This window comes from Paracoccus salipaludis (assembly GCF_002287065.1).
In the GTDB taxonomy this organism is placed as follows: domain Bacteria; phylum Pseudomonadota; class Alphaproteobacteria; order Rhodobacterales; family Rhodobacteraceae; genus Paracoccus; species Paracoccus salipaludis.
Genome location: NZ_NSJZ01000001.1, coordinates 91,086 through 114,351, shown reverse-complemented (window position 1 = coordinate 114,351; position 23,266 = coordinate 91,086). Strand labels below are relative to the sequence as shown.

Below are 23,266 nucleotides of genomic sequence, written 5' to 3'. Positions count from 1 at the left end.
GCCGCGCCGATCCGCCGCCCCCCCCGATCCGAGAGCCCGAGGCGGTGCCCACCTGCCCGCTCTGCCTGCGCCCGATCCCGCCGGGCGTACCGCAGAGCCGCCATCACCTGATCCCCAAGCTGCGCGGCGGCAAGGGCGGCGAGACGGTGCTGCTGCACCAGGTCTGCCACTCCACGATCCACCGCACCCTGGGCGAGACGGAACTGGCGCGGAACTACGCCACAGTCGAGGCCCTGCGCGGGCATCCCGAGTTGCGGCGCTTCTTCGACTGGGTGGGAAAGCGCCCGCCGGGATGGAAGGGCAAGGTGCGGTGAGGCGGTGCGTGCCAGGCACGCACCCTACGGAGGCGAGGCGTAGGCTGCGTGCCCGGCACGCGCCGTTCCGCCCTTGTGGGAGGTCGTGCTGTGTGCGGGCGATCTTGGGAAAAGCGGCCTCAGCCCATGCATGATGCGGCCCGGGTCATCGGCGCGTCTCATGCGACGTCATCACAGCCGCGTCATCCTGCCCGCCTGCGCGGCTCAGCGTTTGGAGAATGAGTGATTCGGGTGCACCATCGGACCTCTCCTGCCGGAAAGGAACCGCCATGCCCCGCCTGACGATCATCAGCTTCGCCTCGGCCTGCGTCCTCGCCGCTTCGCCGGTCCTGGCCCAATCCGCCGCCACCACGACGCCCGCCCCCCAGCCGGTGGTCACGACCCCGGACCAGGGCGCGACGCCCGCCAAGCCCGCCGGCCGCACCGGATGCGGTATGAAGGCGCGGCAGGTCATGTCGTGAGGTAAGTGCCTCGCCGGTAATCCGGAATCGCATCCGACTCAGGAGGGTGCTTGTGAAGCATGCACTCTATGCAGGCTTCAACGGCTTGGCCGCTTGCGCTCAATCAAGAGAAGCGCACAGCTTGCCCGCCTTCTTCTGTTCAACAACCTGATCCGAAGAAGAAAGGGGCCGGCAGGCCCCTTTTTGCTCACCGGGCGAACTTCTTGTACTTCACCCGCTTCGGCTCGATCGAGTCCGGGCCCAGGCGGCGGACCTTGTCTTCCTCGTAGGCTTCGAAGTTCCCCTCGAACCATTCCACATGCGCGTCGCCCTCGAAGGCGAGGATATGCGTGCAGAGGCGGTCGAGGAAGAAGCGGTCGTGCGAGATGATGACCGCGCAGCCGGCGAAATCCTCGAGCGCGGCTTCCAGCGCCTGCAGGGTTTCCACGTCCAGGTCGTTGGTCGGTTCGTCCAGCAGCAGGACGTTGCCGCCCGACTTCAGCAGCTTCGCCATGTGGACGCGGTTGCGCTCGCCGCCCGAGAGCAGGCCGACCTTCTTCTGCTGGTCGCCGCCCTTGAAGTTGAAGGCCGAGCAATAGGCGCGGCTGTTCATCTGCGCGTCGCCCAGGTCGATCTGCTCGGCGCCGCCCGAGATTTCCTCCCACACGGTCTTGTTGGGGTCCAGCGCGTCGCGGCTCTGGTCCACGTAGGAGAGTTGCACGGTGTCGCCGAAGGTGATCTCGCCCGCGTCAGGCTTTTCCTGGCCCGTCAGCATCCGGAACAGGGTGGATTTCCCCGCCCCGTTCGGGCCGATCACGCCGACGATGCCGCCCGGCGGCAGGTTGAAGTCGAGATTCTCGATCAGAAGCTTGTCCCCGAAGGCCTTGGTCAGGCCCGCCACCTCGATCACGCGGCCGCCCAGGCGCGGGCCGTTCGGGACGATGATCTGGGCGTTGGCGATCTTCTCGCGCTCGGACTTGGACGCCATCTCGTTATAAGCGTTGATCCGGGCCTTCTGCTTGGCCTGCCGCGCCTTGGCGCCCGCGCGGATCCAGTCGAGTTCGCGTTCCAGCTGCTTCTGGCGCGCCTTGTCCTCACGGGCTTCCTGTTCCAGCCGCTTGGCCTTCTGTTCCAGCCAGGCGGAGTAGTTGCCCTCGTAGGGGATGCCCCGGCCGCGGTCGAGTTCCAGGATCCAGCTCGTGATGTCATCCAGGAAATAGCGGTCGTGGGTGACAGTCAGGATCGTGCCGGGATATTCGATCAGGTGCTTCTGCAGCCAGGCGATGGTTTCGGCGTCGAGGTGGTTGGTGGGTTCGTCCAGCAGCAGCATGTCGGGCGCCTCAAGCAGCAGCTTGCACAGCGCCACGCGGCGGCGCTCGCCCCCGGAAAGCGTTTCCACGTCGGCGTCGTCGGGCGGGCAGCGCAGGGCCTCCATCGCGACGTCCACCTGGGAATCCAGATCCCACAGGTTCTCGGCGTCGATCTCGTCCTGCAGCTTCGCCATCTCCTCGGCGGTCTCGTCCGAGTAGTTCATGGCAAGCTCGTTGTAGCGGTCGAGCTTGGCCTGCTTGGCCTTGACACCCTCCATCACGTTGCCGCGCACGTTCAGTTGCGGGTCAAGCTGGGGTTCCTGCGGCAGGTAGCCGACGGTCGCGCCCTTGGCGGCCCAGGCCTCGCCGGAAAAGTCCTTGTCGATGCCGGCCATGATCCGCAGCAGGGTGGATTTCCCCGCGCCGTTGACGCCGACGACGCCGATCTTGACGCCCGGCAGGAAGTTCAGGCGGATGTTCTCGAAGGTCTTCTTGCCGCCCGGATAGGTCTTGGACACGCCGTCCATGTGATAGACATACTGATACGAGGCCATGATCCGCTCCTGTCGATTTGACAGGTCATGTAGGCCATCGCCCGCCCGAGGTGAAGCAGCGTGTCGGGAACGTCACCTGATCAGGCGGTTGAACTCGGCGTCAAAGGTCGCGGCAAGGAAGGCGAACTGCGGCTCGAGCCGTTCGCGGATCTTCGCGCGCGCCTCGGAGGGCACCGAAAGCTCGGCATTGGCGGCGAAGACCTTGGCGTTCAGGCCGCGATAGGTGTGGGGGGCAAGGCCGCAGAAGGATTCGACCCGGCTCATGACGCCGGCCGGGTCCCTGGCGATCAGGCCGAAGGGCAGGATCAGCAGGCGATCCGCAGGCAGGCGCGAGGTCCAGCGCGGCACATAGGTCGCATAGTCGCCCCGGTCATACAGCACCGGGTCGTCGATCTCGGCCAGCCAGGCCTCGACTCCTTTCGGGGTCTTCTTCTTGCGCGTCAGGTTCATCTTCAGCTGGCTGATCGCGCGATCGACCGGATGGCGGATGATGTAGATGAAGCGCGCCTGCGGCAGGAACTCCGTGACGAACTCGACGCCTTCATCCGGCAGGGTGGAATATTCCGGGGTGATGTCGCAGGGGGCCGTGCCCTCGGGCGCCGGGGCGAAGACCTGCTTGTACCAGTGGTTGGTGAACATCTCGCCCCGGGTGATCCGGTCGAGATAGGCGTCAAGCGCGGGGGGCATTGCCTCGCCCTTCGCGGCATAGCGCTTTTCCTGGTTCTGGCGGGCGCGCTTGAAATGCCAGGGCAGCCATTGCCGGTGTTCCGGCACGAAGCGGTGGTTGAAGAACTGCGCTTCCTTGAAGGGCGGCAGCCAGACCTGCGGATGCTGCGAGATCATCTGCCCCAGCCAGGTGGTCCCGGCCTTCTGCGCGCCGATGCCGACGATCTGCGGCTTCTTCGGCGCGCCCTCGGGGTCCCACTTGGGCAGGTCGGTCACAGTGTCCCCCACAGGTCGTAGTCGGAGGCCTCGTCCACCGTGACCGTCACGATGTCGCCGGGCGTCAGGGCCTCGAAGCCCTCGTCGATGAACAGGTTGCCGTCGATCTCGGGGGCGTCGGCCATGGTGCGGCAGGTGGCGCCGTCGGCGTCGATGCTGTCCACGATGACCTGCTGGCGGGTGCCGACCTTGGCGGCCAGCTTCGCGGCGGAAATCGCCTGCGCCTTCTGCATGAAGCGGTCCCAGCGGTCCTGCTTGACCTCGTCCGGAACGTGGCCGGGCAGGTCGTTGGCCCGCGCGCCCTGCACGTTCTCGTACTGGAAGCAGCCGACGCGATCCAGTTGCGCCTCGTCCAGCCAGTCGAGCAGGTGCTGGAACTCGGCCTCGGTCTCGCCGGGATAGCCGACGATGAAGGTGGAGCGCAGCGTGATTCCCGGTGCGGCCGCCCGCCAGGCGGCGATCTCGTCCAGCGTCCTGGCGCTCGCCGCAGGGCGGGCCATGCGCTTCAGCACGTCGGGGTGGGCGTGCTGGAAGGGAATGTCGAGGTAAGGCAGCACGCCCGTTCCCGTGGCCGCCGTCTCGGCCATCAGCGGGATCAGGTTGCGGACATGGGGATAGGGATAGACATAGTGCAGCCGCACCCATGCCCCCAGCGAACCAAGGTCGCGGGCAAGATCCGTGATATGGGCGCGGTGCCCCCGCTCCTCGGCATGGCGCAGGTCAAGGCCATAGGCCGAGGTGTCCTGGCTGATCACCAGCAGTTCGCGCACGCCGCTGGCGACCAGCTTCTCGGCCTCGCGCACCACCGCATGGGCCGGGCGGCTGACAAGGCGGCCGCGCAGATCGGGGATGATGCAGAACTTGCAGGCGTGATTGCAGCCCTCGGAAATCTTCAGATAGGCGTAGTGGCGCGGCGTCAGCCGCACCTCGGACGCAGGCAGCAGGTCGATGAACGGGTCCGGCGCGGGCGGCACGGCCAAGTGCACGGCGTCCAGCACCTGCTCGTACTGGTGCGGACCCGTGACGGCCAGCACGCGGGGGTGGACGCCCGTGATGTATTCGGGCTCGGCGCCCAGGCAGCCGGTCACGATCACCCGGCCGTTTTCCGAAAGCGCCTCGCCGATGGCTTCGAGGCTTTCGGCCTTGGCGCTGTCCAGAAAGCCGCAGGTGTTCACGATCACCGCGTCCGCGCCCTGGTACTGCGGGCTGATCGCATAACCCTCGGCCCGCAGGCGGGTCAGGATGCGCTCGCTGTCCACCAGCGCCTTGGGGCAGCCGAGCGAGACCATGCCGATGGTCGGCTGGCCGCCGCGGCCCGCGGCTGCGCGCGCATGCGCGTCGTCCAGGCGAAGGGCGGGGGCAAGATCCGGGCGAAGGCTGGGAGGGTTCAGGCTCATGGCCCGGCATATAGCGACGCGCAGGCCGAACGCAAAGCGCGCGACGCGGCGTTTGTGGCGCGATGATGCGCGAGGGACGCGCCTTTCGCGGGATCGCGGTCCCTTCGGGCTGGCGCGGTCGTGATGGACGGCGGGTCCGAAGGGCCGGAGAGCGCATTTCCATTCCGGGTGCGGGCCGTCATGATGCGGCCATGCAGATCATCCCTTGCCTTGTCCGCCGCGCCGCGCTTCTGGTGCTGATCGCCCTGCCCGCCTGCGCCGCGCCCCCGACCCGCGGCATCGCCGCGACCCCTGCGGCGGTCGGCCCCGAGCCCATCGTCATCCACGACAACCGGGGCGGCAACGTCCTGCAGATGATCCAGCGGCGGACCGAGCTCGAGGCTTCGGGCCGGCCTGTCCGCATCAGCGGCCGCTGCAACTCGGCCTGCACGATGCTGATCACGCTGCCGAACGCCTGCCTCGCGCGCGATGCCTCGGTCGGATTCCACGCGCCGCGGCTGCCGGGGACCGACATCATCCCGCCCATCGTGGACCAGCTGATGGCCCTGCACTACCGGAACGGCATCCTGGAACGCTGGAACGCGGAATGGCGCCATTCGCTGAAGATCCAGAAGATCAGCGCGCAGGAATATGTCCGGCTCGACCCGCAGACGCGGCTCTGCCCGCGCTGAGGCTCAGGCCGCCGTCACCAGCGGCTTGAGGTTCCGAAGCTGCCGCTCGATCAGGCGGGCCACCGGCTTGCCGCGCATGACGGGCCGTGCGGTGGGCTGCGGCTCGGCCAGGCCGCCCGCCGAGACGAGTTCGGGAAACAGCGCGTGCAGTTCCCGCACGGCATCCCGGGTCAGCGCGGCCAGCGCCATCGGCCCGAGGTAGAGCGATTCCGCCTCGGCTCCTTCGGCGAAGACGATCTCGTGCCGGTCGAACATCAGGTGCCAGTAGCCAAGGCTGCCCTGCGCCTCGACCCGGTCGATCCCGGGATGGCCAAGCAGGTGGACGGCGGCGATCAGCACCTCGGCCGAGCCCGTCATGCGCTGGGCGATCACGGAACGGACCAGCATCCGGTGCTGCGGAGACACGATCAGGTCGCGCGCGGGCAGGCCCGGCCCCAGGGCCCCTGCCGCGATCCGGATCGGGTGCAGCCCGGGATTGGCGCCAAGCTCTGCCCCGGACAGCTGCCGCCCGCCCAGCCAGCGCAGCGGCTGCATCCCGTGATCCCGGGTGCGGACCAGGTCGCCCACCCGCAGGCGCTGGACGGGCTGCAGGCCGCGCTCCGTCTCGATCAGGGTGCCGGTCGTGAAGCAGGTGACGTCGACCCTGAAGTCGTCGTCGCGCGAGATCTCGGCCCAAGGGTATCCGGACAGGTCCTCGACATAGCTCACGTGCATGACGGAGATGGCTTCGCCCAATGTGCCGTCATAGGGCACCGTCTGGCCGTCCAGCGGCACCAGCAGGCGCGTTTCCGCGGCCTGGTCCGCGATCCCTGTCAAGGATATCAGCAGAGCCCGGGTGTCGCCCGACCTGCCGCCCGCATATTCCACGTAGCTGCTCAGGTAGTTGAGGCCCGATACCCGATACGCGGTTCCCGCAAGGGTGATGGTATCCCCTTTCGACAGCATGGTCGGGTAGGATTGGGTGACATCAAGCGCCTCGAGGCCCTGCGACAGCACATGGGTGCCGCCCTCCCTGCCCTGAGCCATGATCTGCGCACCCGCGCGCAAAGGCGGCCCCGTCAAGATGCTGGCGTCGTAAAGCTTGACCATCGCTGCCCCCATTTTTCACAAGGGGTTAACGATCATTGGTTAACGCAAGGTTAAGGCCGCAGCGAAAGTCCGGCTCAGTCGCGCAGGCGCCAGCCGGTCAGGAAGATCCAGCGGATGGCGGCCAGCAGCACGACGATCATCAGCCCGACCGCCATCAGCGAGACGCCGACCGGCACGTCGGCCAGCCCGAAGAAGGACCAGCGGAAGCCCGAAACGAGGTAGAGCACCGGGTTCAGCTTCGCCACCTGTTCCCAGAAGGGCGGCAGCATCGAGGCCGAGTAGAAGGCCCCGCCCAGAAAGACCAGCGGCGTGATGACCATCATCGGCACGATCTGCAGCTGCTCGAAGTTCTTGGCCCACAGGCCGATGACAAAGCCCAGCAGCGCGAAGGCCGTCGCCGTCAGGGCCAGAAAGGCCAGCATCCACAACGGGTGGACGATGTGGACGCCCACGAAGAAGAAGCTGGTCACAAGGATGATCACCGCGATCAGGATCGCCTTGGATGCGGCCGCCCCCACGAAGCCCAGCGTGACCTCGGCCCAGCCGGTGGGCGCGACGAGGTATTCGTAGATCGTGCCCGAGAACTTGGGGAAATAGATGCCGAAGCTCGCGTTCGAGACGGACTGCTGCAGCACCGTCAGCATCATCAGCCCCGGCACGATGAAGGCCGCATAGGGGATGCCCTCGACCGATTCGATCCGTCCGCCGATGGCGGCGCCGAAGACGACGAAATACAGGACCGTGGACAGCACGGGCGAGGCCAGCGACTGCCAGATCGTGCGGAAGAAGCGCGCCATCTCGTGGCGATAGATCATGCTGACGGACTGCCAGTTCATCGCCGCGCCTCCGCCCCGTTTTCCAGCAGCGACATGAACACCTCTTCCAGCGAGGATTGCGTGGTGGCGACATCGCGCACGCCGATGCCCTGCGCGTTGAGATCGGCCAGCAGCCGCCCGATCCCGGTGCGTTCGGCCCGCGCGTCGTAATCATAGCCCAGACGGCGACCGTCGGGCGACAGCGTGATCCCCCGGTCGGCCCAGCCCTGCGGCAGCGCGTCCAGCGGCGCGTCCAGTTCCACGGTCAGCTGCTTGCGCCCGAACTCGCCCATCAGCTCGGCCGTGGGACGGACCAGCATCAGGTGGCCCTTGTCGATGACGCCGATGCGGTCGGCCATCTCCTCGGCCTCTTCCAGGTAATGGGTAGTCAGGATGATCGTCACGCCCGAAGCGCGCAGGTCGCTGACGACAGTCCACATCTCGCGCCGCAGGTGGACGTCCACCCCGGCGGTGGGCTCGTCGAGGAACAGGACCTTGGGGCGGTGCGACAGCGCCTTGGCGATCAGCACCCGCCGCTTCATCCCGCCCGAAAGCGCACGGCAAGGCGCGTCGCGCTTGTCCCACAGCGCCAGGCTGCGCAGAAGCTGTTCCAGGTAGGCCTCGTCCGGTCCCTCGCCGTAAAGGCCGCGGGTGAAGCGGACCGAGTTCGCCACCGTCTCGAAGGGCTCGAGCGAGATTTCCTGCGGCACGAGGCCGATCAGCTTGCGCGCGGCGCGCCAGTCGGTGCGGATGTCGTGGCCGCCCACGCGCACGGTGCCGCCCGTGGGCACGACCAGCCCGCAGATGATGGAGATCAGCGTCGTCTTGCCGGCCCCGTTCGGTCCCAGCAGCGCAAGGATCTCGCCCTGCTCGATCGACAGGCTGACGTCATCGAGCGCCCGCGTGCCGCCCGCATACTGCTTCGACAGATGGTCGATCTCGATGATCGGGGGCACGGCACTCTCCTTGCGAACTGCCGAGAGCTATGTGCGCGGACCGCGCTTGTCCAGCCGTGCGGGCCTTCAGCGCGCCCCTGCCTCGGCCATCAGCGCGTCCGAGGCGCCCTCGACCACCACTTCCAGCCGCTCGACGACTTCGCTTGCCGAGCCCCCGGGGGGTGCGGGGTCGAGGAACTCGATCACCGCGCGGCCGGGGCGCATCCGCAGTCCGTCCCTGGGCCAGAACAGGCCGCAGTTGACGGCGACGGGATGGACCGGCAGCCCGGTCGCGGCCTGGATCGTGCCCACGCCGTGCTTGTACTTGCGCCGCTCGCCGGGGCGGGTGCGGGTCCCTTCGGGATAGATGATGAGCTGCCCCAGCCCGTCGCCGGATGCGCGGGCGGCCTGCACCCCGGCGATGATCTGGCGCATCGCCTCGGACCCGCGCGTGCGGTCGATGGGGATGCAGCCCGCCAGCCGCGCGTAATGGCCCATGACCGGCACCCGCAGCACCTCGCGCTTCATGATGAAGCCGCACTGCGGCACCGCATGGGCGATGGCGAGGATGTCGAGGAAGCTCTGGTGCTTGGCGGCGATGATGCAGTCCTGCGTTGGCGGCGTGCCCCGCACCTCGACCGAGATGCCCAGGATCGTGCGGGCGGCGGCCAGCAGCCGGCCCGTCCAGACGACTGGCAGGACATGGGCCTGCGACGGGTCGCGGCGGATCTTCGGCCACCAGGCCAGCCCCATGACCAGCGTGACAAGTGCGATCCAGATGTAGAAAACCGCCGTTTGCAGCGGCCAGAGCGGCGAAAGCCGGCCGGGATGATAGCGGGGATCGGCAGGACGGTCGACCAGCGCAGGAACCCGGGCTGCCGGTGACTGCGCGGCGGGGTCGTGGACAAGTGCCCAGCCGGGCTGCTCAAGGGGGCGCGTCACCATCAGCGGACCTCGCGCAGCATCCGCAGCGCGGCGGCGCGGGTGGCGGCAAAGCCCACCAGCGCGCCCACGGGCGGGATCAGCAGCGGCCAGAGCCAGCCCCAGCCCGTGAACCCGAGGCCGGTCAGGAAGCCGCCCGCCGCCTGCATGTCGGGCAGCGCGAAGACGGCGAGCATCCCCAGCACCGTTCCCGCGGCCGCGCCCAGCGCCGTGCGGCGGGTCAGACGGCGGACGAAGGCTTGGGCGATGGTCAGGTCGCGCGCGCCGATCAGCCGCATGACGCGGATCACCGGCCCGTTCGCGGCCAGCGCGGCCTGCGCGGCCAGCGTCACCATCGCGGCCCCCGCCGCCCCGATCAGCGCCAGCGACAGCCAGCCGAGCCAGCGCAGCCGCGAGGCCGCCGAAACCAGCGGCTGCCGCCAGCGGGTGTGGTCGTCCAGCACCGCACCGGGCGCCTCGGCCTCGAGCCGCAGGCGCAGGCCCTCGGCGTCGAAGCCGCGCTCGGTCGTGACCTCGACCAGGCGCGGCACCGGCAGCGCGTCCACGGGGACGTCGGGGCCGAACCAGGGCTCCAGCAGCGCCTCGACCTCCTCTCCCCCCAACAGGCGGCTTTCGGCCACGCCAGGGGTCGTCGCGAGCGCCTGCTGGACGGCCGCCGTCTGCGCCTCGATCTCGGACGCGGGGGCCGAGACGCGGATCGTCACGGTCTGCGCCAGCCCCTCGGCCCAGCGGTCGGCCAGCCGCCCGGTCGCCAGGGCCAGCGCCAGGGCGAAGACCGCGAGGAAGGCCATGACCCCGGCGGCGAAGACCGTCAGCTTCGCCGTCGCGCCGGACGGGGGCACGATCCGGTCGGCCAGCCCCGCCTCGCGCCCGGCCAGGCTGCGCCACAGGGTGCGGAAATCAAGCGCGTCCAGCCCCGTGCGTGCGCGGGGCGCGCGGGGTGCGCGGCGGACCAGGGCCCGCCAGTCGGGGCGCTTCTTCGGGGCCGCGCTCACAGCTCGGTCCCCCCGGCCTGCACGCGGCCGCCCGCGATGCGCAGCACGCGCACGGGGACCTGCTGCTTGGCGGCCCGGATCAGGTTCAGGTCATGGGTGGCGATCAGCACGGTCTTGCCCGACTTGTTCAATTCGATCAGCAGTTGCAGCAGACGCAGCGACATGTCCCAGTCGAGGTTGCCGGTCGGCTCGTCCGCCAGGATCACGTCCGGCGACAGGATCACCGCGCGGGCCAGCGCCGCCCGCTGGCGCTCGCCCCCCGAAAGCGAGGGGGGCATCTCGCGCGCGGCCTGCGTCATCTGCACCCAGGCCAGCAGGTCGCGGATCGCGGCCATGTCCACCGGCTCGCCCGCGACGATCATCGGCAGGGCGATGTTCTCCGCCACCGGCAGGTGGTCGAGGAACTGCGTGTCCTGCTGCACCAGCCCGATCCGCCGGCGCAGGGCCGCGATCTCGTCCCGGCCCAGCGCGGCCGCATTCTGGCCGAAGACGGTCAGCGTGCCGGAACTGGGCAGAAGGTCCGCGATGCAAAGCCGCAGGAATGTCGTCTTTCCCGACCCCGACGGACCGGTCAGGAACTGGAAGGACCCGCGCGGCAGGTCCAGCGTGATGCCCTGAAACAGCGCGCCGCCCCGAGGATAGGCGAAGCCCACATCCCGCATCTCGATCACGTCCGCCCTCCTTGACCCGGCGCGCTTGGCGGCCGATGGCGGCGTTGATAGAACGTCGGCGCGGCGATGAAAACCACGCGGCTTGGGCGAAACGGAGGCGATGCGATGCGGCTGGTCTGCCCGCGCTGCGGCGCGCAGTATGAAATCGACGGCGCCGCGATCCCGCCGGCGGGGCGCGACGTCGAGTGCTCGGCCTGCGACCACGTCTGGCGCGCCCTTCCCCCGCCCGAATCCTTCGACCCGGCCGCCCGCCCGCAGCTGAGCCGCCCCCTGAGCGATTCGGTGATCGAGATCCTGCGCGAGGAAGCCGCCCGCGAGCTCGAGGTCCGCGCCGCCGAGCGGCGTTCCCTTCGCGCGGCCGAGCGGGCCGCCGGCTTTCCGGCCCTGCCCGAGGCGCAGGACCCCGCGGAGGAAGGCCAGGGCCGGGCACTGGCGGATGACGCTTCGCGCGCCTCCGCCCCCCTCGTCGATGCGGACGCCCTTCCCGCCATCGGCCCGAAGGGCGGCATGGACGATGAGGGCACGGTGCCGGGGGCCGCTGGCGCTGTCGTCCGCGACGCCGTCTCCTTGCCGGCACCGGCATCCCCGGTGCAGACGGCGTCGGGCGGGGACACCGCCGCGGCCGGGCATGTCGCTGCTGCCGGTGCCGCACCTGCGGCCGGGACGACCCGCATGTCGGCCGTTCCCGCAGCTTCCGATCCTGCCCCTGCCCCGCCCGTGCCGATGGCCTCGGCCCCAGGCTCCCGGCGCGGCTATGATGCGGGTTTCGGCCTCGCGGTCATCCTCGCAGTCGCGGTGGTCGCGCTTTACGCGCTGGCCCCCCGATTGAGCGGCCCGGGTCCCATCGGCGCGGCGATCGCCGAATGGCGTGGCGAGATGGACAAGGGCCGCGACTGGCTCGCCCTCAAGGGCGAGGCCATCACCGGCCGCAAACAGGGAGAGCGGGACGGCGAGTAAGGGCGCTTCTCGCAACAGCCCTAAGGGAAGCCGCCCTGCCGGTGGCTGGTCCCCGACCTCGGCGCGTCCTTCCGCTTTCGGCAGCCGATTCGCGGCTTGGTCGGGCAACAGCGGTTCCACGGCGCCTTGTTGCCGTGTTCCGTGGGGGGCGGCACCCTTCGCCACGCGGCCTCAGAACCGGTCCAGCAGCCGTCCCAGATAGTCGCGCTCGGCACGCGGGCGTTCCGGCTCGCCGCTGCGGCGGCGGATCTCGTCCTGCAATTCGCGGGCGCGGTTCTGGCGGGCCTCGCCCTCGGCCAGCGGCTCGCCCGTGGTGACGTTGCCGCCCTGGCCGCTGCTCTGGCGGCCCAGGGGGTCGAGCCTCGTGCGGCCATCGCTGGTTCCATCGCCGCCATCGGCCTGCGACTGGCCCTGCTGGCCCGGCTGTTCGCCCTGTCCCTGCCCTTGCCCCTGCTGGCCCTGCTGCGAACGGGCAAGGTCGCCCAGCGCGCGCATCCCTTCGCGCAGCGCCTCGATGGCATCGGCCTGGCCCTGCATCGCGCCCGCCGGATCGCCCTGGCGCAGCGCGCGTTCGGCGTCCGCCATCGCGCGGCCCGCTTCGTCCAGACGCTGGCGCGCGGCATTGCCTTCGGGCGTACCCTGTCCGGGCAGAAGGCCCTGCTGCCGCTCCAGTTCCTCGCGCAGGGCCTGCTGGCGGTCGGCAAGCGAGCCCTCGCCCGGCTCTCCGCCCTGCCCGCCCTGTCCCTGGCCGCCCTGACCTCCACCGCCCTGTTGCCCGGACTGCGCCCCCTGCTGTCCCGGCTGCTGGCCCTGGCCCGGCTGCTGCCCTTCGCCGGGCTGCTCCCCCGCTCCGGGCTGCTGGCCGGGCTGTTCGCCCTCGCCCTGTTGCCCCTGCTGGCCGAAGGGGTCACGCTGGGCCTCGCGCATGGCCTCGTCGGCCAGCCGCTGCTGCTCGCGGAGGGTGTCCTCCAGCCCTTCCATCTGGCGGGAGCCTTCGCCGCCCTGGCCGCCCTCGCGGACCTGGAGGTTCTCCATCATGCGGTTGAACTGCTCCAGCAGCTCCTGCGCCTCGGCCATGCGGCCCTCGTTCATCAGGCGCTGGATCTCGTCCATCATCTGCTGGATCTGGTCGCCCGTGACCTGCTGGCCCTGCTGTTCGGACCGGTCGAAGCGGGCGGCCGGGTCCTCGCCGCGCTCGGCCAGCATCCGGGTGTAGTCGTCGGTCGCGGCCTTCAGCTCGTCCATCAGCTTCTGGATCTCGTCGCGGCTGGCGCCGTTGCGGATCGCCTCGGACAGGCGTTCCTGCGCCTGGCGCATCCGTTCCAGCGCATCGCCCAAGCCCCCGTCCTCGATCTGCACCGCCGCATCCCACAGGGCGTCCGACAGCCGGTCGCGGTCCTCGGGCGAAAGGGGCCCGGCTTCCAGCGTGCGGACCGCGTCGGTGATGGCCGCGGCGGCCTCGGGCGGAGTGGCGCGGTCGTGCTGCCAGACCATGGCGCGCAGCAGCCGGGCCGAGCGGCCGGCATTCTCGCGCGACCACAGAAGGTCGCGGCGCATCTCGACCAGCCCGGCGGCGAGGGGGTCGAAGAAGCGGCGGCCGGGCAGGATCATCGCGGCGGGCTGCGTTTCGGCCGGCTGGCCGATGCCGTCCTGCACCGACAGGGTGACGCGCACGGGCAGGTTCGCCCAGGGGTGGCGGGACAGGTCGGCCGCCAGTGTTCCCGTGACCTGCCGCCGCTGGCCCGCGGCGGGCAGCGGCAGGTCCAGAACCAGCGCCTCGCGCGGCTCGGGCTCGGGGGTCAGGCCGAAGCGGCGGTCGATCGCGTCAAGGTCCAGCCGGATCGTGGCCGACCCGGCCTCGACGCCGTGATCGTCCCCGGCCGAGAAGCCCTGTGCCATGCGGCCATCCGCGCGGCGCTCGGCCAGCGCGGCAAGCTGGACCGTGGGCGCGTCGTCGGGGTTCACGGCCAGGGCGAAGCTGCGGCCGCAGATCTCGACCAGGCCGCTGTTCTGCGCGGCGAATTGCGGCGCATCGGCAGGGCTTTCGAGGGCGGGACCGACATCCTGCCGGACGTCGAGGCCCTCGCCGTAAAGGCGGAAGCTGAGCACCGTGCCCTCGGGGACGGTCAGCGCGTCGTCCTTCAGCGCATTGAGGTAGATCGTCGGCCGGCGGGTATGGCGCGGCGGCTCGGCCCAGCCCTCCCAGGCAGGGCCGGTCGCCAAGGGCTCGTCTGGCGCGCGCGGCGCCGGCGCCCAGCTTGCGGCCAGCGCGCCGAGGCCCTGCCCCACCGGGCCCGCGCCGCCGAACAGCAGCGCCATCGCCAGCGCCGTCAGCCCCACGAGGCGCAGGGCGAAGGGGTCGCGGGTGGCAAGCCCCGCGCGGGGTCCGACTGCCTGCGCCCTGATCGCCGCGCGGCGGGCGGCTTCGACATGGGCGCGCCACAGGCCCTCGGCCTCGGGTCCCCCCAGTGCCATGCGGTCGCCCAGGGCCGACAGCGGCCGTCCGCGCAGGCGGGCGTCCACGCGCACCAGCGCCTCGTTCCACGTGGGCCGGCGGAACCGCCGCCAGCCGGCAAGGGCCGACGCGAGAAAGGCCAGCGCCCAGGCCAGCGTCCCCCAGACCAGCAGCGCGGGCGGCAGCGCCGCGACCAGCCCAAGGGCCAGCGCGGCCGCGGCCAGCATCGCCAGCGTCACCGGCACCCAGAAGGCGCGGGCGAGCCGTTCCCACCACATCCCCGCCAGCGTCAGGCCGACCGCACGCCGGGCGGCGGGGGGCAGGCCTTCGGGCTGGCGGGAAGGGCCGGTCATGTCAGCCAGTCCGGGATGCGGTCGCGGGCCAGCATCTCCTCGATCGTGGGACGCGGGCGGATGACGTCGAAGCGGTCGCCCGCGACCAGCACCTCGGGCACCAGCGGGCGCGAGTTGTATTCGGACGCCATCACCGCGCCATAGGCCCCGGCCGAACGGAAGGCGACCAGCTCGCCGTCGTCCATCCGAGGCAGCGGCACGCCGCGGGCGAAGGTGTCGCCCGTCTCGCAGACAGGGCCCACCACGTCCACGGGCGCGGGCTCGGTGCCGGGCGCGCGTTCCCGCACCGGCAGGATGTCGTGATGCGCGTCATACATCGCCGGGCGGATCAGGTCGTTCATCGCGGCATCGACGATCAGGAAGTCGCGCCCCTCGCCCTGCTTGGTCCAGATGACCGAAGCGAGCAGGATACCCGCATTGCCCGCGATGTTGCGCCCCGGCTCGATCTCGATCTCGCAGCCGAGGTCGCCCACCGTCTCGCGCACGACCTGCCCGTATTCGATGGGCAGGGGCGGCGCGGCGTTGTCGCGGCGATAGGGAATGCCGAGGCCCCCGCCCAGGTCCAGCCGCATGATCGGGTGCCCGTCCGCCCGCAGGGTCAGGCACAGGTCGGCCATTCGGGTATAGGCCTGCCGGTAGGGCTCCAGGTCGGTCAGCTGGCTGCCAATGTGCATGTCGATGCCGACGACCTGAAGGCCCGGCAGGGCGGCGGCATGGGCATAAACCTCGCGCGCACGCGCGATGGGGATGCCGAACTTGTTTTCCGACTTGCCGGTGGCGATCTTGGCGTGGGTCTTCGCATCCACGTCCGGGTTCACGCGCACGGCGATGGGCACGGTCGCGCCCAGGGACTGCGCGACCTCGGAAAGGGCGGCAAGCTCGGGCTCGCTTTCCACGTTGAACTGGCGGATGCCGCCCCGGATGGCCTGCGCCATCTCCTCGCGCGTCTTGCCGACGCCGGAAAAGACGATGCGCTCGCCGGGCACGCCGGCGGCCCTTGCGCGCGCGTATTCCCCGCCCGACACGACGTCCATCCCCGCGCCGAGGTCGCCCAGCAGCTTCAGCACGGCAAGGTTCGAGTTCGCTTTGACCGCAAAGCAGACCAGGTGGTCCGTCCAGTCCAGGGCCTGCCGGAACAGGTTGAAATGCCGCGTGAGCGTCGCGGTCGAATAGACATAAACCGGAGTGCCGACCGCCCGCGCGATCTCGGCCAGCGCGACGTCCTCGGCGTGAAGCGCGCCGTCCTTGTAGTTGAAGTGATCCATGCCGTTCCGTATCGCGCCAGTCAGGCGACGATATTGCGCCAGCGCCGACCGCTTTGCAAAGGGCGCCGCAGCGCCCCCTGCCGTCAGTCAGGCGATTGCACGCAATCGTGCGGACGGATGCGGCGCGTCAGCGGGGCTCGAGCCCGATCAGGTCCGCGCCCGACAGCGACACCGGGGCGTGACGCTTGTTCGGGTTATAGACATAGGTGCCCTTCTGGATCATCACCTGCTCCGAATCGCTGACGGTGCCGGAGCCTCCGCCCCCACAGGCGGTCAGCGCCGCCAGCGCCACGGCGATCAAAGTCAAACGTCCAATCATCTTGTGCCTCGTCTGCTCGTGATGCGCGGGTCTTCTGCCCGCTTCTGCCTGGATCCGCGCTGCCGTTCCGGCGTGTCGCGGCGGGTGCGGCGGGCAAGGATCGCTCCCCTGCCCGGCCGCGCGGTCAGGGCGTGAAGACCGCACCCATGCGGGCATCGCCCGTGACGGTCACGCCCGGCTGCGCCTGCGCCATCGGCGCCACCGGCGGCCCATCGACGCCGCAGCCCGACAGGACCAGTGCGGCGGCCACGACTGTCAGCGTCCTCACCATTCCTCCATCGCCTTGCGCCACCGGGCGACCTGCGCGCGCACCTGGTCGGGCGCGGTTCCCCCGTATGATTGCCGCGAGGCGACCGAGTTGTGAACGCCCAAAACGTCGAACACGGCAGAAGTTATCGCCGGGTTCACGGCCTGCATCTCCTCCAGCGTGAGTTCGGGCAGATCGACGCCGCGCGCCTCGGCCCGTGCCACCAGCGCGCCGGTCGCGTGATGGGCGTCGCGGAAGGGCAGCCCGGCCTCGCGCACCAGCCAGTCGGCAAGGTCGGTGGCGGTGGAAAAGCCCGAAGAGGCCGCAGCCTCCAGCCGCTCGCGGTGCACGGTCAGGTCGGACATCATCCCGGTCATCGCGGCCAGCGCCAGCATCAGCGTGTCGGCGGCGTCGAAGACCTGCTCCTTGTCCTCCTGCATGTCCTTGGAATAGGCGAGCGGCAGGCCCTTCATCACCGTGAACAGCGCCACCGCCGCGCCCAGGATGCGGCCGATCTTGGCGCGGATCAGTTCCGCCGCATCCGGGTTGCGCTTCTGCGGCATGATGCTGGACCCGGTGGACCAGCGGTCCGACATGGCGACGAAGCGGAACTGCGCGCTGGACCAGATCACCAGCTCCTCGGCCAGACGCGACAGGTGCGTGGCGCAGATCGCGGCCGCCGACAGGAACTCCAGCGCGAAGTCCCGGTCGCTGACGGCGTCCAGGCTGTTCGCCGTCGGCCGGTCGAAGCCCAGCGCCTCGGCAGTCGCATGGCGGTCGATGGGAAAGCCCGTGCCTGCCAGCGCGGCCGAGCCCAGCGGACTTTCGTTCATCCGCGCCCGGGCGTCGGTGAAGCGGCCGATGTCGCGGCCCAGCATCTCGACATAGGCCATCATGTGATGGCCCCAGGTGACCGGCTGCGCCGTCTGCAGATGGGTGAAGCCCGGCATCACCCAGTCCGCGCCCTCGTCGGCCCGATCCACCAGCACCCGGACCAGGGCGCGCAAGCTATCCACCGCCGCGTCGCACTGGTCGCGCACCCACAGGCGGAAGTCGGTCGCCACCTGGTCGTTGCGCGACCGCGCCGTGTGCAGCCGGCCCGCGGGTTCGCCGATCAGTTCCTTCAGCCGCGCTTCCACGTTCATGTGGATGTCTTCAAGCGCGGTCTGGAACCGGAAGCGCCCGCCCTCGATCTCTGACAAGACGGTGAGCAGCCCTTCCCGGATCGCATCCGCATCGCTAGGGCTGATGATGCCCTGCGCGGCCAGCATCGCGGCATGGGCCCGGCTGCCCCGGATATCCTGGGCGTAGAGCCGCCGGTCGAAGCCGATCGAGGCGTTGATCGCCTCCATGATCGCGTCGGGACCTGCGGCGAAGCGCCCGCCCCACATGGTGTTGGCCGTGGGTGTCTCGGGCGTGTCGGTCATCGGATCGGTCCTGTCGGAGGTCACATGTTGCGTTCACTCGCCCTTTATACGTCGCTGCTTATCGCTGCAAACGCGGCCGTGGCGGGGCCGGTGGACTGGCAGGCCGCGCGCGATGCGGGCCTGCCCAAGCTGGTGGAATCCGAGGTGGCGCCCGTGCCCGAGGTCGAGTTCACCGACTTGGAGGGCGACACGCACCGGCTGTCCGACTGGAAGGGCAAGGTCGTGCTGCTGAACTTCTGGGCCACTTGGTGCGCCCCCTGCCGCGAGGAGATGCCGTCGCTCGACGCGCTGCAGAAGGCGAAGGGGGGCGAAGACTTCGAGGTCCTGACCGTCGCCTCGGGCCGCAACACCGCCGCCGCGATCAACCGTTTCTTTCAGGAGTCCGGCGTGACCGGCCTGCCCACGCTGACCGACCCGCAGATGGCGTTGGCGCGCGCCTTCGGGGTCATGGCGATGCCCGTCACGATCCTGATCGATGCCGAGGGCAACGAGGTCGCCCGGATGACCGGGGACGCCGACTGGTCCTCGCCCGCCGCGCTGGCGCTGGTGGACCAGATGCTGTCGGAGTGATCCGTTAACTCACTTGCCAGTTCGCGTCTGGCATTTACGGTTTGTTCGCTCATCCTTGCCAGAGTCTCGTCGGGAACAAGGGGACAGCGATGCGATTCGAAGATGGACAGACGCCCGCCGGGCAAAGCTCTCCGCTGGATTTCGCGGTTGACCACCAGACGCGCCTGACCATGGCGACGGTTCGCCGCGCAGTGGAACGGGGCGACGCGGTGCTGGCCTTCCAGCCCATCGTGCAGGCCAGCCGCACCGACCGCCCCGCCTTTCACGAAGGGCTGATCCGCGTCATCGACGAGACCGGCCGCATCATCCCGCTGCGCGACTTCATGCCGGTGGCGGAACTGGGCGAACTGGGCCGCCAGATCGACTGCCTGGCGCTGGCGCTGGGCCTGCGCGCGCTGGCCGAGGAACCCGGGCTGCGGCTGTCGATCAACATGTCGGCCCGTTCCATCGGATACCCCGACTGGCTGCGGACGCTGCGCCGCGGGGTGGCCGAGGACAAGACGGTGGCCGAGCGGCTGATCCTGGAGATCACCGAAAGCTCGGCCATGGGCCTGCCCGAGCAGGTGCGCCAGTTCATGCGCGAATTGCAGCAGGCCGGTGTCAGCTTCGCGCTGGACGATTTCGGCGCGGGCTACACCTCGTTCCGCTACCTGCGGGATTTCTCGTTCGACCTCATCAAGATCGACGGCCAGTTCATCCGCGAGATTGCCGGGCATCCCGACAATCAGGTGCTGACCCGCGCGCTGATGTCCATTGCCAGTCATTTCGACATGTTCACGGTGGCCGAGCAGGTGGAAACCGCAGATGATGCCGCCTTTCTGATCCAATTGGGCATCGATTGCCTGCAGGGATTCTATTTCGGGGCGCCTACGATCTCTCCGCCATGGCAGGCGCCGAATGCGGCGGCTCAGCGCTGAGGGCGAAAGTGCAAACGGCCTCTTGCGCAACATTCTTTCTCCCCCTACCCCTTAGAAGAAAGAGGATTTCACGCCAGGTTGGAGGGGATGATGGCGAGAGTTGCTTTGGTGACGGGCGGATCGAGGGGGATCGGCGCGGCGATTTCAAGGGCCTTGAAAGAGGCCGGCTACGAGGTCGCGGCGAATTATGCGGGCAACGACGATGCCGCAAAAGCCTTTACCCAGGAAACCGGCATCAGGACCTTCAAGTGGTCGGTCGCCGATTATGACGCCTGTGCCGAAGGCATCCGCCAGGTCGAGGCGGAGGTCGGCCCCGTGGACGTCCTGGTGAACAATGCCGGGATCACCCGTGATGCCATGTTCCACAAGATGACTCCACAGCAATGGAAGGAGGTCATCGACACCAATCTCACTGGCCTGTTCAACATGACGCATGGCGTCTGGAACGGGATGCGTGACCGCAAGTTCGGCCGCATCATCAACATCAGCTCGGTGAACGGGCAGAAGGGCCAGGCGGGCCAGGCCAACTACTCGGCCGCCAAGGCGGGCGACATCGGCTTCACACGCGCGCTGGCGCAGGAAGGGGCTCGGGCGGGCATCACGGTCAACGCGATCGCGCCCGGCTATATCGGGACCGAGATGGTGCGCGCCATCGACGAGAAGGTGCTGAACGAGCGCATCATCCCGCAGATCCCCGTCGGCCGCCTGGGCGAGCCCGAGGAAATCGCCCGCTGCGTCGTCTTCCTTGCCTCGGACGATGCCGGCTTCATCTCGGGCTCGACGATCAGCGCCAACGGCGCCCAGTTCTTCGCCTGACGCGAAGCCATTCCTCCCCGAGTTGGCAGCGGCCGGCTCGGGGAGGAACGCAACCCGCTGCCACGCCGGATGGCGCCCTGCCCTCAAGGACATCTTCGGGTACCCGATGCCAGGGCTCGGGAGGAGTGCAGGACGCAATCATTGCAGGATGTGCCTTTCGCCGGATGTCGGATTGCGTTCGGCCAGCCACTGCGGCGCCCTCTGCCTCAAGGCACATGGCCGCCTTCTGCCGTCGCCTGCCACGTGCGAGCAGCTCGTCAGCAACGCGACGAGGTCAGCGAAATCGCGGAAGCTGCACAGGTCAGTGAGTGATCGAGGGCGACCCCGAGGCGGCTGCCCCGCACGCCTGCCGTGCTGGCGAGGGTCAGGCGTGCAGTCTCTGACTTGCTGTTCAGGGAGTGATTGGCCGGGGCGGACAGATCTGTGTCTGCAGGCAGGGATCCCGCCCTTGGCGGCTGCAGCGGTCAGCACGCACCCACTCTCCCCCGCAGAAGGGCCGGACGCTGGCCTCTGCGTCGTGGACGAGTCGCTGCCCTGACAGCAAGTCCTGCGCGCCCGCTTGCCTGACGGCAGGGGCAAATGGGGCGACATCTGCCGTGCACCCCATGCGTCGGGCGACGGCGGCACAGGTCCCGAAAGGAACCGGAAGGATGCGGACGGCCCACCTGCTGCCCGGGTGCGCAGAACAGCGCGCGACAAGCAGTCCGACCCTGCTGCCGCATCATGCCATGCTGCGGCTTCACCGAACCGGACGCTCATGCCCTTTCAACGCAGCCCGGAGTGACCGGAGCGAGCACAAGCCCGACGCCGGGGCAATTGCGTAACGATCTCAGGCATGCACGCTGATCGAAACCCGCAATGCAAGCTTGCGCGGACGGCCAGCACCTGCGGCATTCACCTCCGATCGACCGCTGCGGCGATCCGGAGATTCGAGGATGAGCCCTGAGGCGTGCAGGACCCGGGAGGCTCGGGCGCAGGTTGAGGCATCAGCGCCACCCCCCATGCTCATGGGTGCGGACCGCCTTGATCATGCCGGCGACGCTGCAGAGCGACGCCGCGCGAGCCTCGACCGGTTCCACACGGACGGGCGGTGGCGAAGCGTTCGCCGAGGGGGTCTGTCCTGCGGTCGTCCCGGGAAGATCTTCTCCGGTGTCCGGCTGACCTCGCGCCAAGGCGCCGGCAGCGCTTCGGCCATGAGAAACGGAAACCGTTGCGGGATGGGTGGGGAAGGTCGTCCTGATCCTGCGCGCGCCCCCGCACAGTTTCGCATTGCGGATAGGGCGTCATCCTTGGCGCGGGCCCAGGCGCTCCGGTCGGCGGACCGGCGAAGGACCTCCTGATGGGCCAAGCCTTCGCACTTTGCCGCCGTGGCAGGAAACGGCAACCCGTGCACCGAAGCCAAGTCCGCACGTGCCGCCTTTCCGGCGGCACGGCCGTTGCAGGCGCTGTCAGACCGCCAGGTCCGGACGCCGCCGGTTCGTGGACCATTGCCAGATCAGGTCCAGCGCGATCATCACCAGCAGGGACAGACCCGTCAGCGGGAAAAGCACCCCACCGATGCCGAGCATGACGAACAGCCCGACGAATACGCGCCGGTCCGAAGGCAGGGGCGGCACGCCAAGGCTGCTTGAAGGGCGCCGCTTCCACCACATCACTGCGGCCGAAACCGCCAGCACGACGATGGCCAGACAGGCCAGCAGCAGGACAATCTGATTCATCCTGCCATAGGTCTGGCCCATGTGGGTGTTGATGCCCCATTCGAGCGCACGGCCTCCGGGGCCGTATTCGGCGTAGGTCATGTCCAGCAAGGGATCGCCCGTATACTGGTCCAGATGGACGACGCGCTGCTGGCTCAGATCATCTGGATAGACCGAGCCCGAGAACACTCCGGTGGGCGTGGTCGGCAGGGAAACCGCATAGCCACGATGCAGACCCAGCGTGTCGAAAATTCCGACCGCAGCATCGACGCCGATGGAGGGCATCCCGCTTTCGGGCGGCACGGCTTCGGGGATGCGCGCCTGCTCCAGCGACCAAGAGGTCTTGGCAACGTGATCCAGATGCTCTTCGGACATGGGCAGGTCGATGCGAAGCCCTGCGGGATAGCCGAAGTTGCTGCCGTTCGCCCATTCGTTGACCTTGGCGCCCCAAACAGACGACCACGGCAGGCCGGTAATGGCCAGAAACAGGAGGAACCCACCGACGAACACTCCGGTGACGGCATGCAGGTCGCGCCAGAACACCCGTCGCGTCGGTGTGCCACGGACGGAAACGACACCCCCCTGCTGGCCGCGCGGCCACCACAGGAAGATGCCGGTCAGCACCAGCAGGATGGCCCATCCGGCCACGATCTCGATCACCATGCGCGGCGTCGCGCCGAAGAAGCGGAACGAATGCAGGTAGCGCACGGTCCAGGCGAAGGTGCTGCGGTCGGGGCGCACCTCCAGCACCTCGCCGCTGTACTGGTTGACGTAGACGGCCATGGAGCCGCCTGTCGCGGGCCGGACGGTGATCTCGGTCGAAAGGTTGTCGGCCGGAGGGTCGGTATATTTCACCGCCGTTCCGGGCTGCGCCGCCAGCGCCGCAGCGATGATTTCCGAAGGCACCAGGCGTTCCTCCCCGGCCGGGGTGACCTGCATGAAGTCGGCATGGACCCATGTGTCGACCTCGTCCCGGAACAGGTAGATGGCGCCGGTGATCGCCAGGGTGATGAGAAAGGGCAGGATCAGCAGCCCGGCATAGAAATGCCAGCGCCAGATCGCGCGATAAAGATCAGAAGCTCCGCCACGCTGGGCGGCAAGTTTCAGGGCAGCGGCCCCGTCGGCTGCATCGGTCATGTCGATTATCCGGTCTGATGATTTCGGGAGG

At 69.3% G+C, this 23,266-nt stretch carries 22 protein-coding genes; 7 read left to right on the top strand and 15 right to left on the bottom strand.

Annotated elements, in window-relative coordinates; translation table 11 throughout:
• The first annotated feature begins 44 nt into the window (after positions 1 to 44).
• Positions 45 to 314 carry an HNH endonuclease family protein gene (locus CK240_RS00555; protein ID WP_338048835.1) on the top strand — a complete coding sequence of 90 codons (270 nt, stop codon included), beginning with the start codon at positions 45 to 47 and terminating at the stop codon, positions 312 to 314.
• A gap of 269 nt (positions 315 to 583) precedes the next feature.
• A complete protein-coding gene (locus CK240_RS00550; protein ID WP_095638390.1) occupies positions 584 to 775 on the top strand; it encodes a hypothetical protein in 192 nt (63 codons plus the stop codon).
• A 187-nt stretch (positions 776 to 962) separates the two neighbouring features.
• Here the strand turns inward: CK240_RS00550 and ettA are convergent, their stop codons facing one another.
• The 3 genes from ettA to rimO form a co-directional block, all read right to left on the bottom strand.
• Positions 963 to 2,618, bottom strand: a complete 1,656-nt coding sequence (gene ettA, locus CK240_RS00545; RefSeq protein WP_095638389.1) for an energy-dependent translational throttle protein EttA — start codon at positions 2,616 to 2,618, stop codon at positions 963 to 965.
• 72 nt (positions 2,619 to 2,690) lie between these two features.
• Positions 2,691 to 3,560, bottom strand: coding sequence for a sulfotransferase family protein (locus CK240_RS00540; protein ID WP_240517222.1), 870 nt, complete (start codon positions 3,558 to 3,560; stop codon positions 2,691 to 2,693).
• Entirely contained in the window at positions 3,557 to 4,957 is a 1,401-nt protein-coding gene (rimO, locus tag CK240_RS00535; protein ID WP_095638388.1) for a 30S ribosomal protein S12 methylthiotransferase RimO, read from the bottom strand. The genes CK240_RS00540 and rimO overlap by 4 nt, the downstream gene beginning before the upstream one ends.
• A 191-nt stretch (positions 4,958 to 5,148) precedes the next feature.
• Between rimO and CK240_RS00530 the strand changes: the two genes are divergently transcribed.
• Entirely contained in the window at positions 5,149 to 5,628 is a 480-nt protein-coding gene (locus CK240_RS00530; RefSeq protein ID WP_095638387.1) for a hypothetical protein, read from the top strand.
• 3 nt (positions 5,629 to 5,631) lie between these two features.
• Here CK240_RS00530 and CK240_RS00525 read toward each other — a convergent pair whose 3' ends face one another.
• The 6 genes from CK240_RS00525 to CK240_RS00500 form a co-directional block, all read right to left on the bottom strand.
• The gene (locus CK240_RS00525) at positions 5,632 to 6,654 is read right to left on the bottom strand and encodes a Hint domain-containing protein (RefSeq protein WP_240517221.1); all 1,023 of its coding nucleotides are present in this window, start codon (positions 6,652 to 6,654) and stop codon (positions 5,632 to 5,634) included.
• A gap of 137 nt (positions 6,655 to 6,791) precedes the next feature.
• On the bottom strand, positions 6,792 to 7,553 hold the full coding sequence (locus tag CK240_RS00520) for an ABC transporter permease (protein ID WP_095638386.1): 762 nt from the start codon (positions 7,551 to 7,553) through the stop codon (positions 6,792 to 6,794).
• Positions 7,550 to 8,488, bottom strand: a complete 939-nt coding sequence (locus tag CK240_RS00515) for an ABC transporter ATP-binding protein (protein ID WP_095638385.1) — start codon at positions 8,486 to 8,488, stop codon at positions 7,550 to 7,552. Before CK240_RS00515 ends, CK240_RS00520 begins: the two co-directional genes overlap by 4 nt.
• 66 nt (positions 8,489 to 8,554) lie before the next feature.
• Positions 8,555 to 9,412: a lysophospholipid acyltransferase family protein gene (locus tag CK240_RS00510; protein WP_095638384.1), complete on the bottom strand. Its 858-nt coding sequence runs from the start codon at positions 9,410 to 9,412 to the stop codon at positions 8,555 to 8,557.
• A complete protein-coding gene (locus CK240_RS00505) occupies positions 9,412 to 10,299 on the bottom strand; it encodes a cell division protein FtsX (RefSeq protein ID WP_095638768.1) in 888 nt (295 codons plus the stop codon). The genes CK240_RS00510 and CK240_RS00505 overlap by 1 nt, the downstream gene beginning before the upstream one ends.
• Positions 10,300 to 10,400: 101 nt before the next feature.
• Complete coding sequence (locus tag CK240_RS00500; protein ID WP_095638383.1) at positions 10,401 to 11,075, bottom strand: cell division ATP-binding protein FtsE; 675 nt, start codon at positions 11,073 to 11,075, stop codon at positions 10,401 to 10,403.
• A 105-nt stretch (positions 11,076 to 11,180) separates the two neighbouring features.
• On the opposite strand from CK240_RS00500, the gene CK240_RS00495 reads away from it, so the two are divergent.
• Positions 11,181 to 12,032, top strand: a complete 852-nt coding sequence (locus CK240_RS00495) for a zinc-ribbon domain-containing protein (protein WP_167649933.1) — start codon at positions 11,181 to 11,183, stop codon at positions 12,030 to 12,032.
• Between the two features lie 171 nt (positions 12,033 to 12,203).
• Here CK240_RS00495 and CK240_RS00490 read toward each other — a convergent pair whose 3' ends face one another.
• From CK240_RS00490 to argH, 5 genes are all read right to left on the bottom strand, one after another.
• Entirely contained in the window at positions 12,204 to 14,840 is a 2,637-nt protein-coding gene (locus CK240_RS00490) for a DUF4175 domain-containing protein (RefSeq protein WP_240517220.1), read from the bottom strand.
• Positions 14,837 to 16,105 carry a diaminopimelate decarboxylase gene (gene lysA / locus CK240_RS00485; protein ID WP_095638381.1) on the bottom strand — a complete coding sequence of 423 codons (1,269 nt, stop codon included), beginning with the start codon at positions 16,103 to 16,105 and terminating at the stop codon, positions 14,837 to 14,839. The genes CK240_RS00490 and lysA overlap by 4 nt, the downstream gene beginning before the upstream one ends.
• A 127-nt stretch (positions 16,106 to 16,232) precedes the next feature.
• Positions 16,233 to 16,424, bottom strand: coding sequence for a hypothetical protein (locus tag CK240_RS18120; RefSeq protein ID WP_135058767.1), 192 nt, complete (start codon positions 16,422 to 16,424; stop codon positions 16,233 to 16,235).
• Between the two features lie 124 nt (positions 16,425 to 16,548).
• Positions 16,549 to 16,692, bottom strand: a complete 144-nt coding sequence (locus CK240_RS18545; RefSeq protein ID WP_167649931.1) for a hypothetical protein — start codon at positions 16,690 to 16,692, stop codon at positions 16,549 to 16,551.
• Complete coding sequence (gene argH, locus CK240_RS00480; protein ID WP_095638380.1) at positions 16,689 to 18,098, bottom strand: argininosuccinate lyase; 1,410 nt, start codon at positions 18,096 to 18,098, stop codon at positions 16,689 to 16,691. The genes CK240_RS18545 and argH overlap by 4 nt, the downstream gene beginning before the upstream one ends.
• A gap of 24 nt (positions 18,099 to 18,122) precedes the next feature.
• Between argH and CK240_RS00475 the strand changes: the two genes are divergently transcribed.
• The 3 genes from CK240_RS00475 to phbB all read left to right on the top strand — a co-directional run bounded on the left by CK240_RS00475 (position 18,123) and on the right by phbB (position 20,401).
• Positions 18,123 to 18,668, top strand: coding sequence for a TlpA disulfide reductase family protein (locus CK240_RS00475; protein ID WP_095638379.1), 546 nt, complete (start codon positions 18,123 to 18,125; stop codon positions 18,666 to 18,668).
• 89 nt (positions 18,669 to 18,757) lie between these two features.
• Positions 18,758 to 19,585: an EAL domain-containing protein gene (locus tag CK240_RS00470; RefSeq protein WP_095638378.1), complete on the top strand. Its 828-nt coding sequence runs from the start codon at positions 18,758 to 18,760 to the stop codon at positions 19,583 to 19,585.
• A 90-nt stretch (positions 19,586 to 19,675) separates the two neighbouring features.
• Positions 19,676 to 20,401, top strand: a complete 726-nt coding sequence (gene phbB, locus CK240_RS00465) for an acetoacetyl-CoA reductase (RefSeq protein WP_095638766.1) — start codon at positions 19,676 to 19,678, stop codon at positions 20,399 to 20,401.
• A 1,448-nt stretch (positions 20,402 to 21,849) separates the two neighbouring features.
• Here phbB and CK240_RS00460 read toward each other — a convergent pair.
• On the bottom strand, positions 21,850 to 23,235 hold the full coding sequence (locus CK240_RS00460) for a PepSY-associated TM helix domain-containing protein (RefSeq protein ID WP_095638377.1): 1,386 nt from the start codon (positions 23,233 to 23,235) through the stop codon (positions 21,850 to 21,852).
• Positions 23,236 to 23,266: the final 31 nt, after the last annotated feature.

Excerpts from the sequence above, each read along its gene's own strand:
- CK240_RS00550 (WP_095638390.1), top strand. The coding sequence starts at position 584 with ATGCCCCGCCTGACGATCATCAGCTTCGCCTCGGCCTGCGTCCTCGCC.
- ettA (WP_095638389.1), bottom strand. The coding sequence starts at position 2,618 with ATGGCCTCGTATCAGTATGTCTATCACATGGACGGCGTGTCCAAGACC.
- rimO (WP_095638388.1), bottom strand. The coding sequence starts at position 4,957 with ATGAGCCTGAACCCTCCCAGCCTTCGCCCGGATCTTGCCCCCGCCCTT.
- CK240_RS00530 (WP_095638387.1), top strand. The coding sequence starts at position 5,149 with ATGCAGATCATCCCTTGCCTTGTCCGCCGCGCCGCGCTTCTGGTGCTG.
- CK240_RS00525 (WP_240517221.1), bottom strand. The coding sequence starts at position 6,654 with ATGGCTCAGGGCAGGGAGGGCGGCACCCATGTGCTGTCGCAGGGCCTC.
- CK240_RS00520 (WP_095638386.1), bottom strand. The coding sequence starts at position 7,553 with ATGAACTGGCAGTCCGTCAGCATGATCTATCGCCACGAGATGGCGCGC.
- CK240_RS00510 (WP_095638384.1), bottom strand. The coding sequence starts at position 9,412 with ATGGTGACGCGCCCCCTTGAGCAGCCCGGCTGGGCACTTGTCCACGAC.
- CK240_RS00495 (WP_167649933.1), top strand. The coding sequence starts at position 11,181 with ATGCGGCTGGTCTGCCCGCGCTGCGGCGCGCAGTATGAAATCGACGGC.
- CK240_RS00490 (WP_240517220.1), bottom strand. The coding sequence starts at position 14,840 with ATGACCGGCCCTTCCCGCCAGCCCGAAGGCCTGCCCCCCGCCGCCCGG.
- lysA (WP_095638381.1), bottom strand. The coding sequence starts at position 16,105 with ATGGATCACTTCAACTACAAGGACGGCGCGCTTCACGCCGAGGACGTC.
- CK240_RS18120 (WP_135058767.1), bottom strand. The coding sequence starts at position 16,424 with ATGATTGGACGTTTGACTTTGATCGCCGTGGCGCTGGCGGCGCTGACC.
- argH (WP_095638380.1), bottom strand. The coding sequence starts at position 18,098 with ATGACCGACACGCCCGAGACACCCACGGCCAACACCATGTGGGGCGGG.
- CK240_RS00475 (WP_095638379.1), top strand. The coding sequence starts at position 18,123 with ATGTTGCGTTCACTCGCCCTTTATACGTCGCTGCTTATCGCTGCAAAC.
- CK240_RS00470 (WP_095638378.1), top strand. The coding sequence starts at position 18,758 with ATGCGATTCGAAGATGGACAGACGCCCGCCGGGCAAAGCTCTCCGCTG.
- phbB (WP_095638766.1), top strand. The coding sequence starts at position 19,676 with ATGGCGAGAGTTGCTTTGGTGACGGGCGGATCGAGGGGGATCGGCGCG.
- CK240_RS00460 (WP_095638377.1), bottom strand. The coding sequence starts at position 23,235 with ATGACCGATGCAGCCGACGGGGCCGCTGCCCTGAAACTTGCCGCCCAG.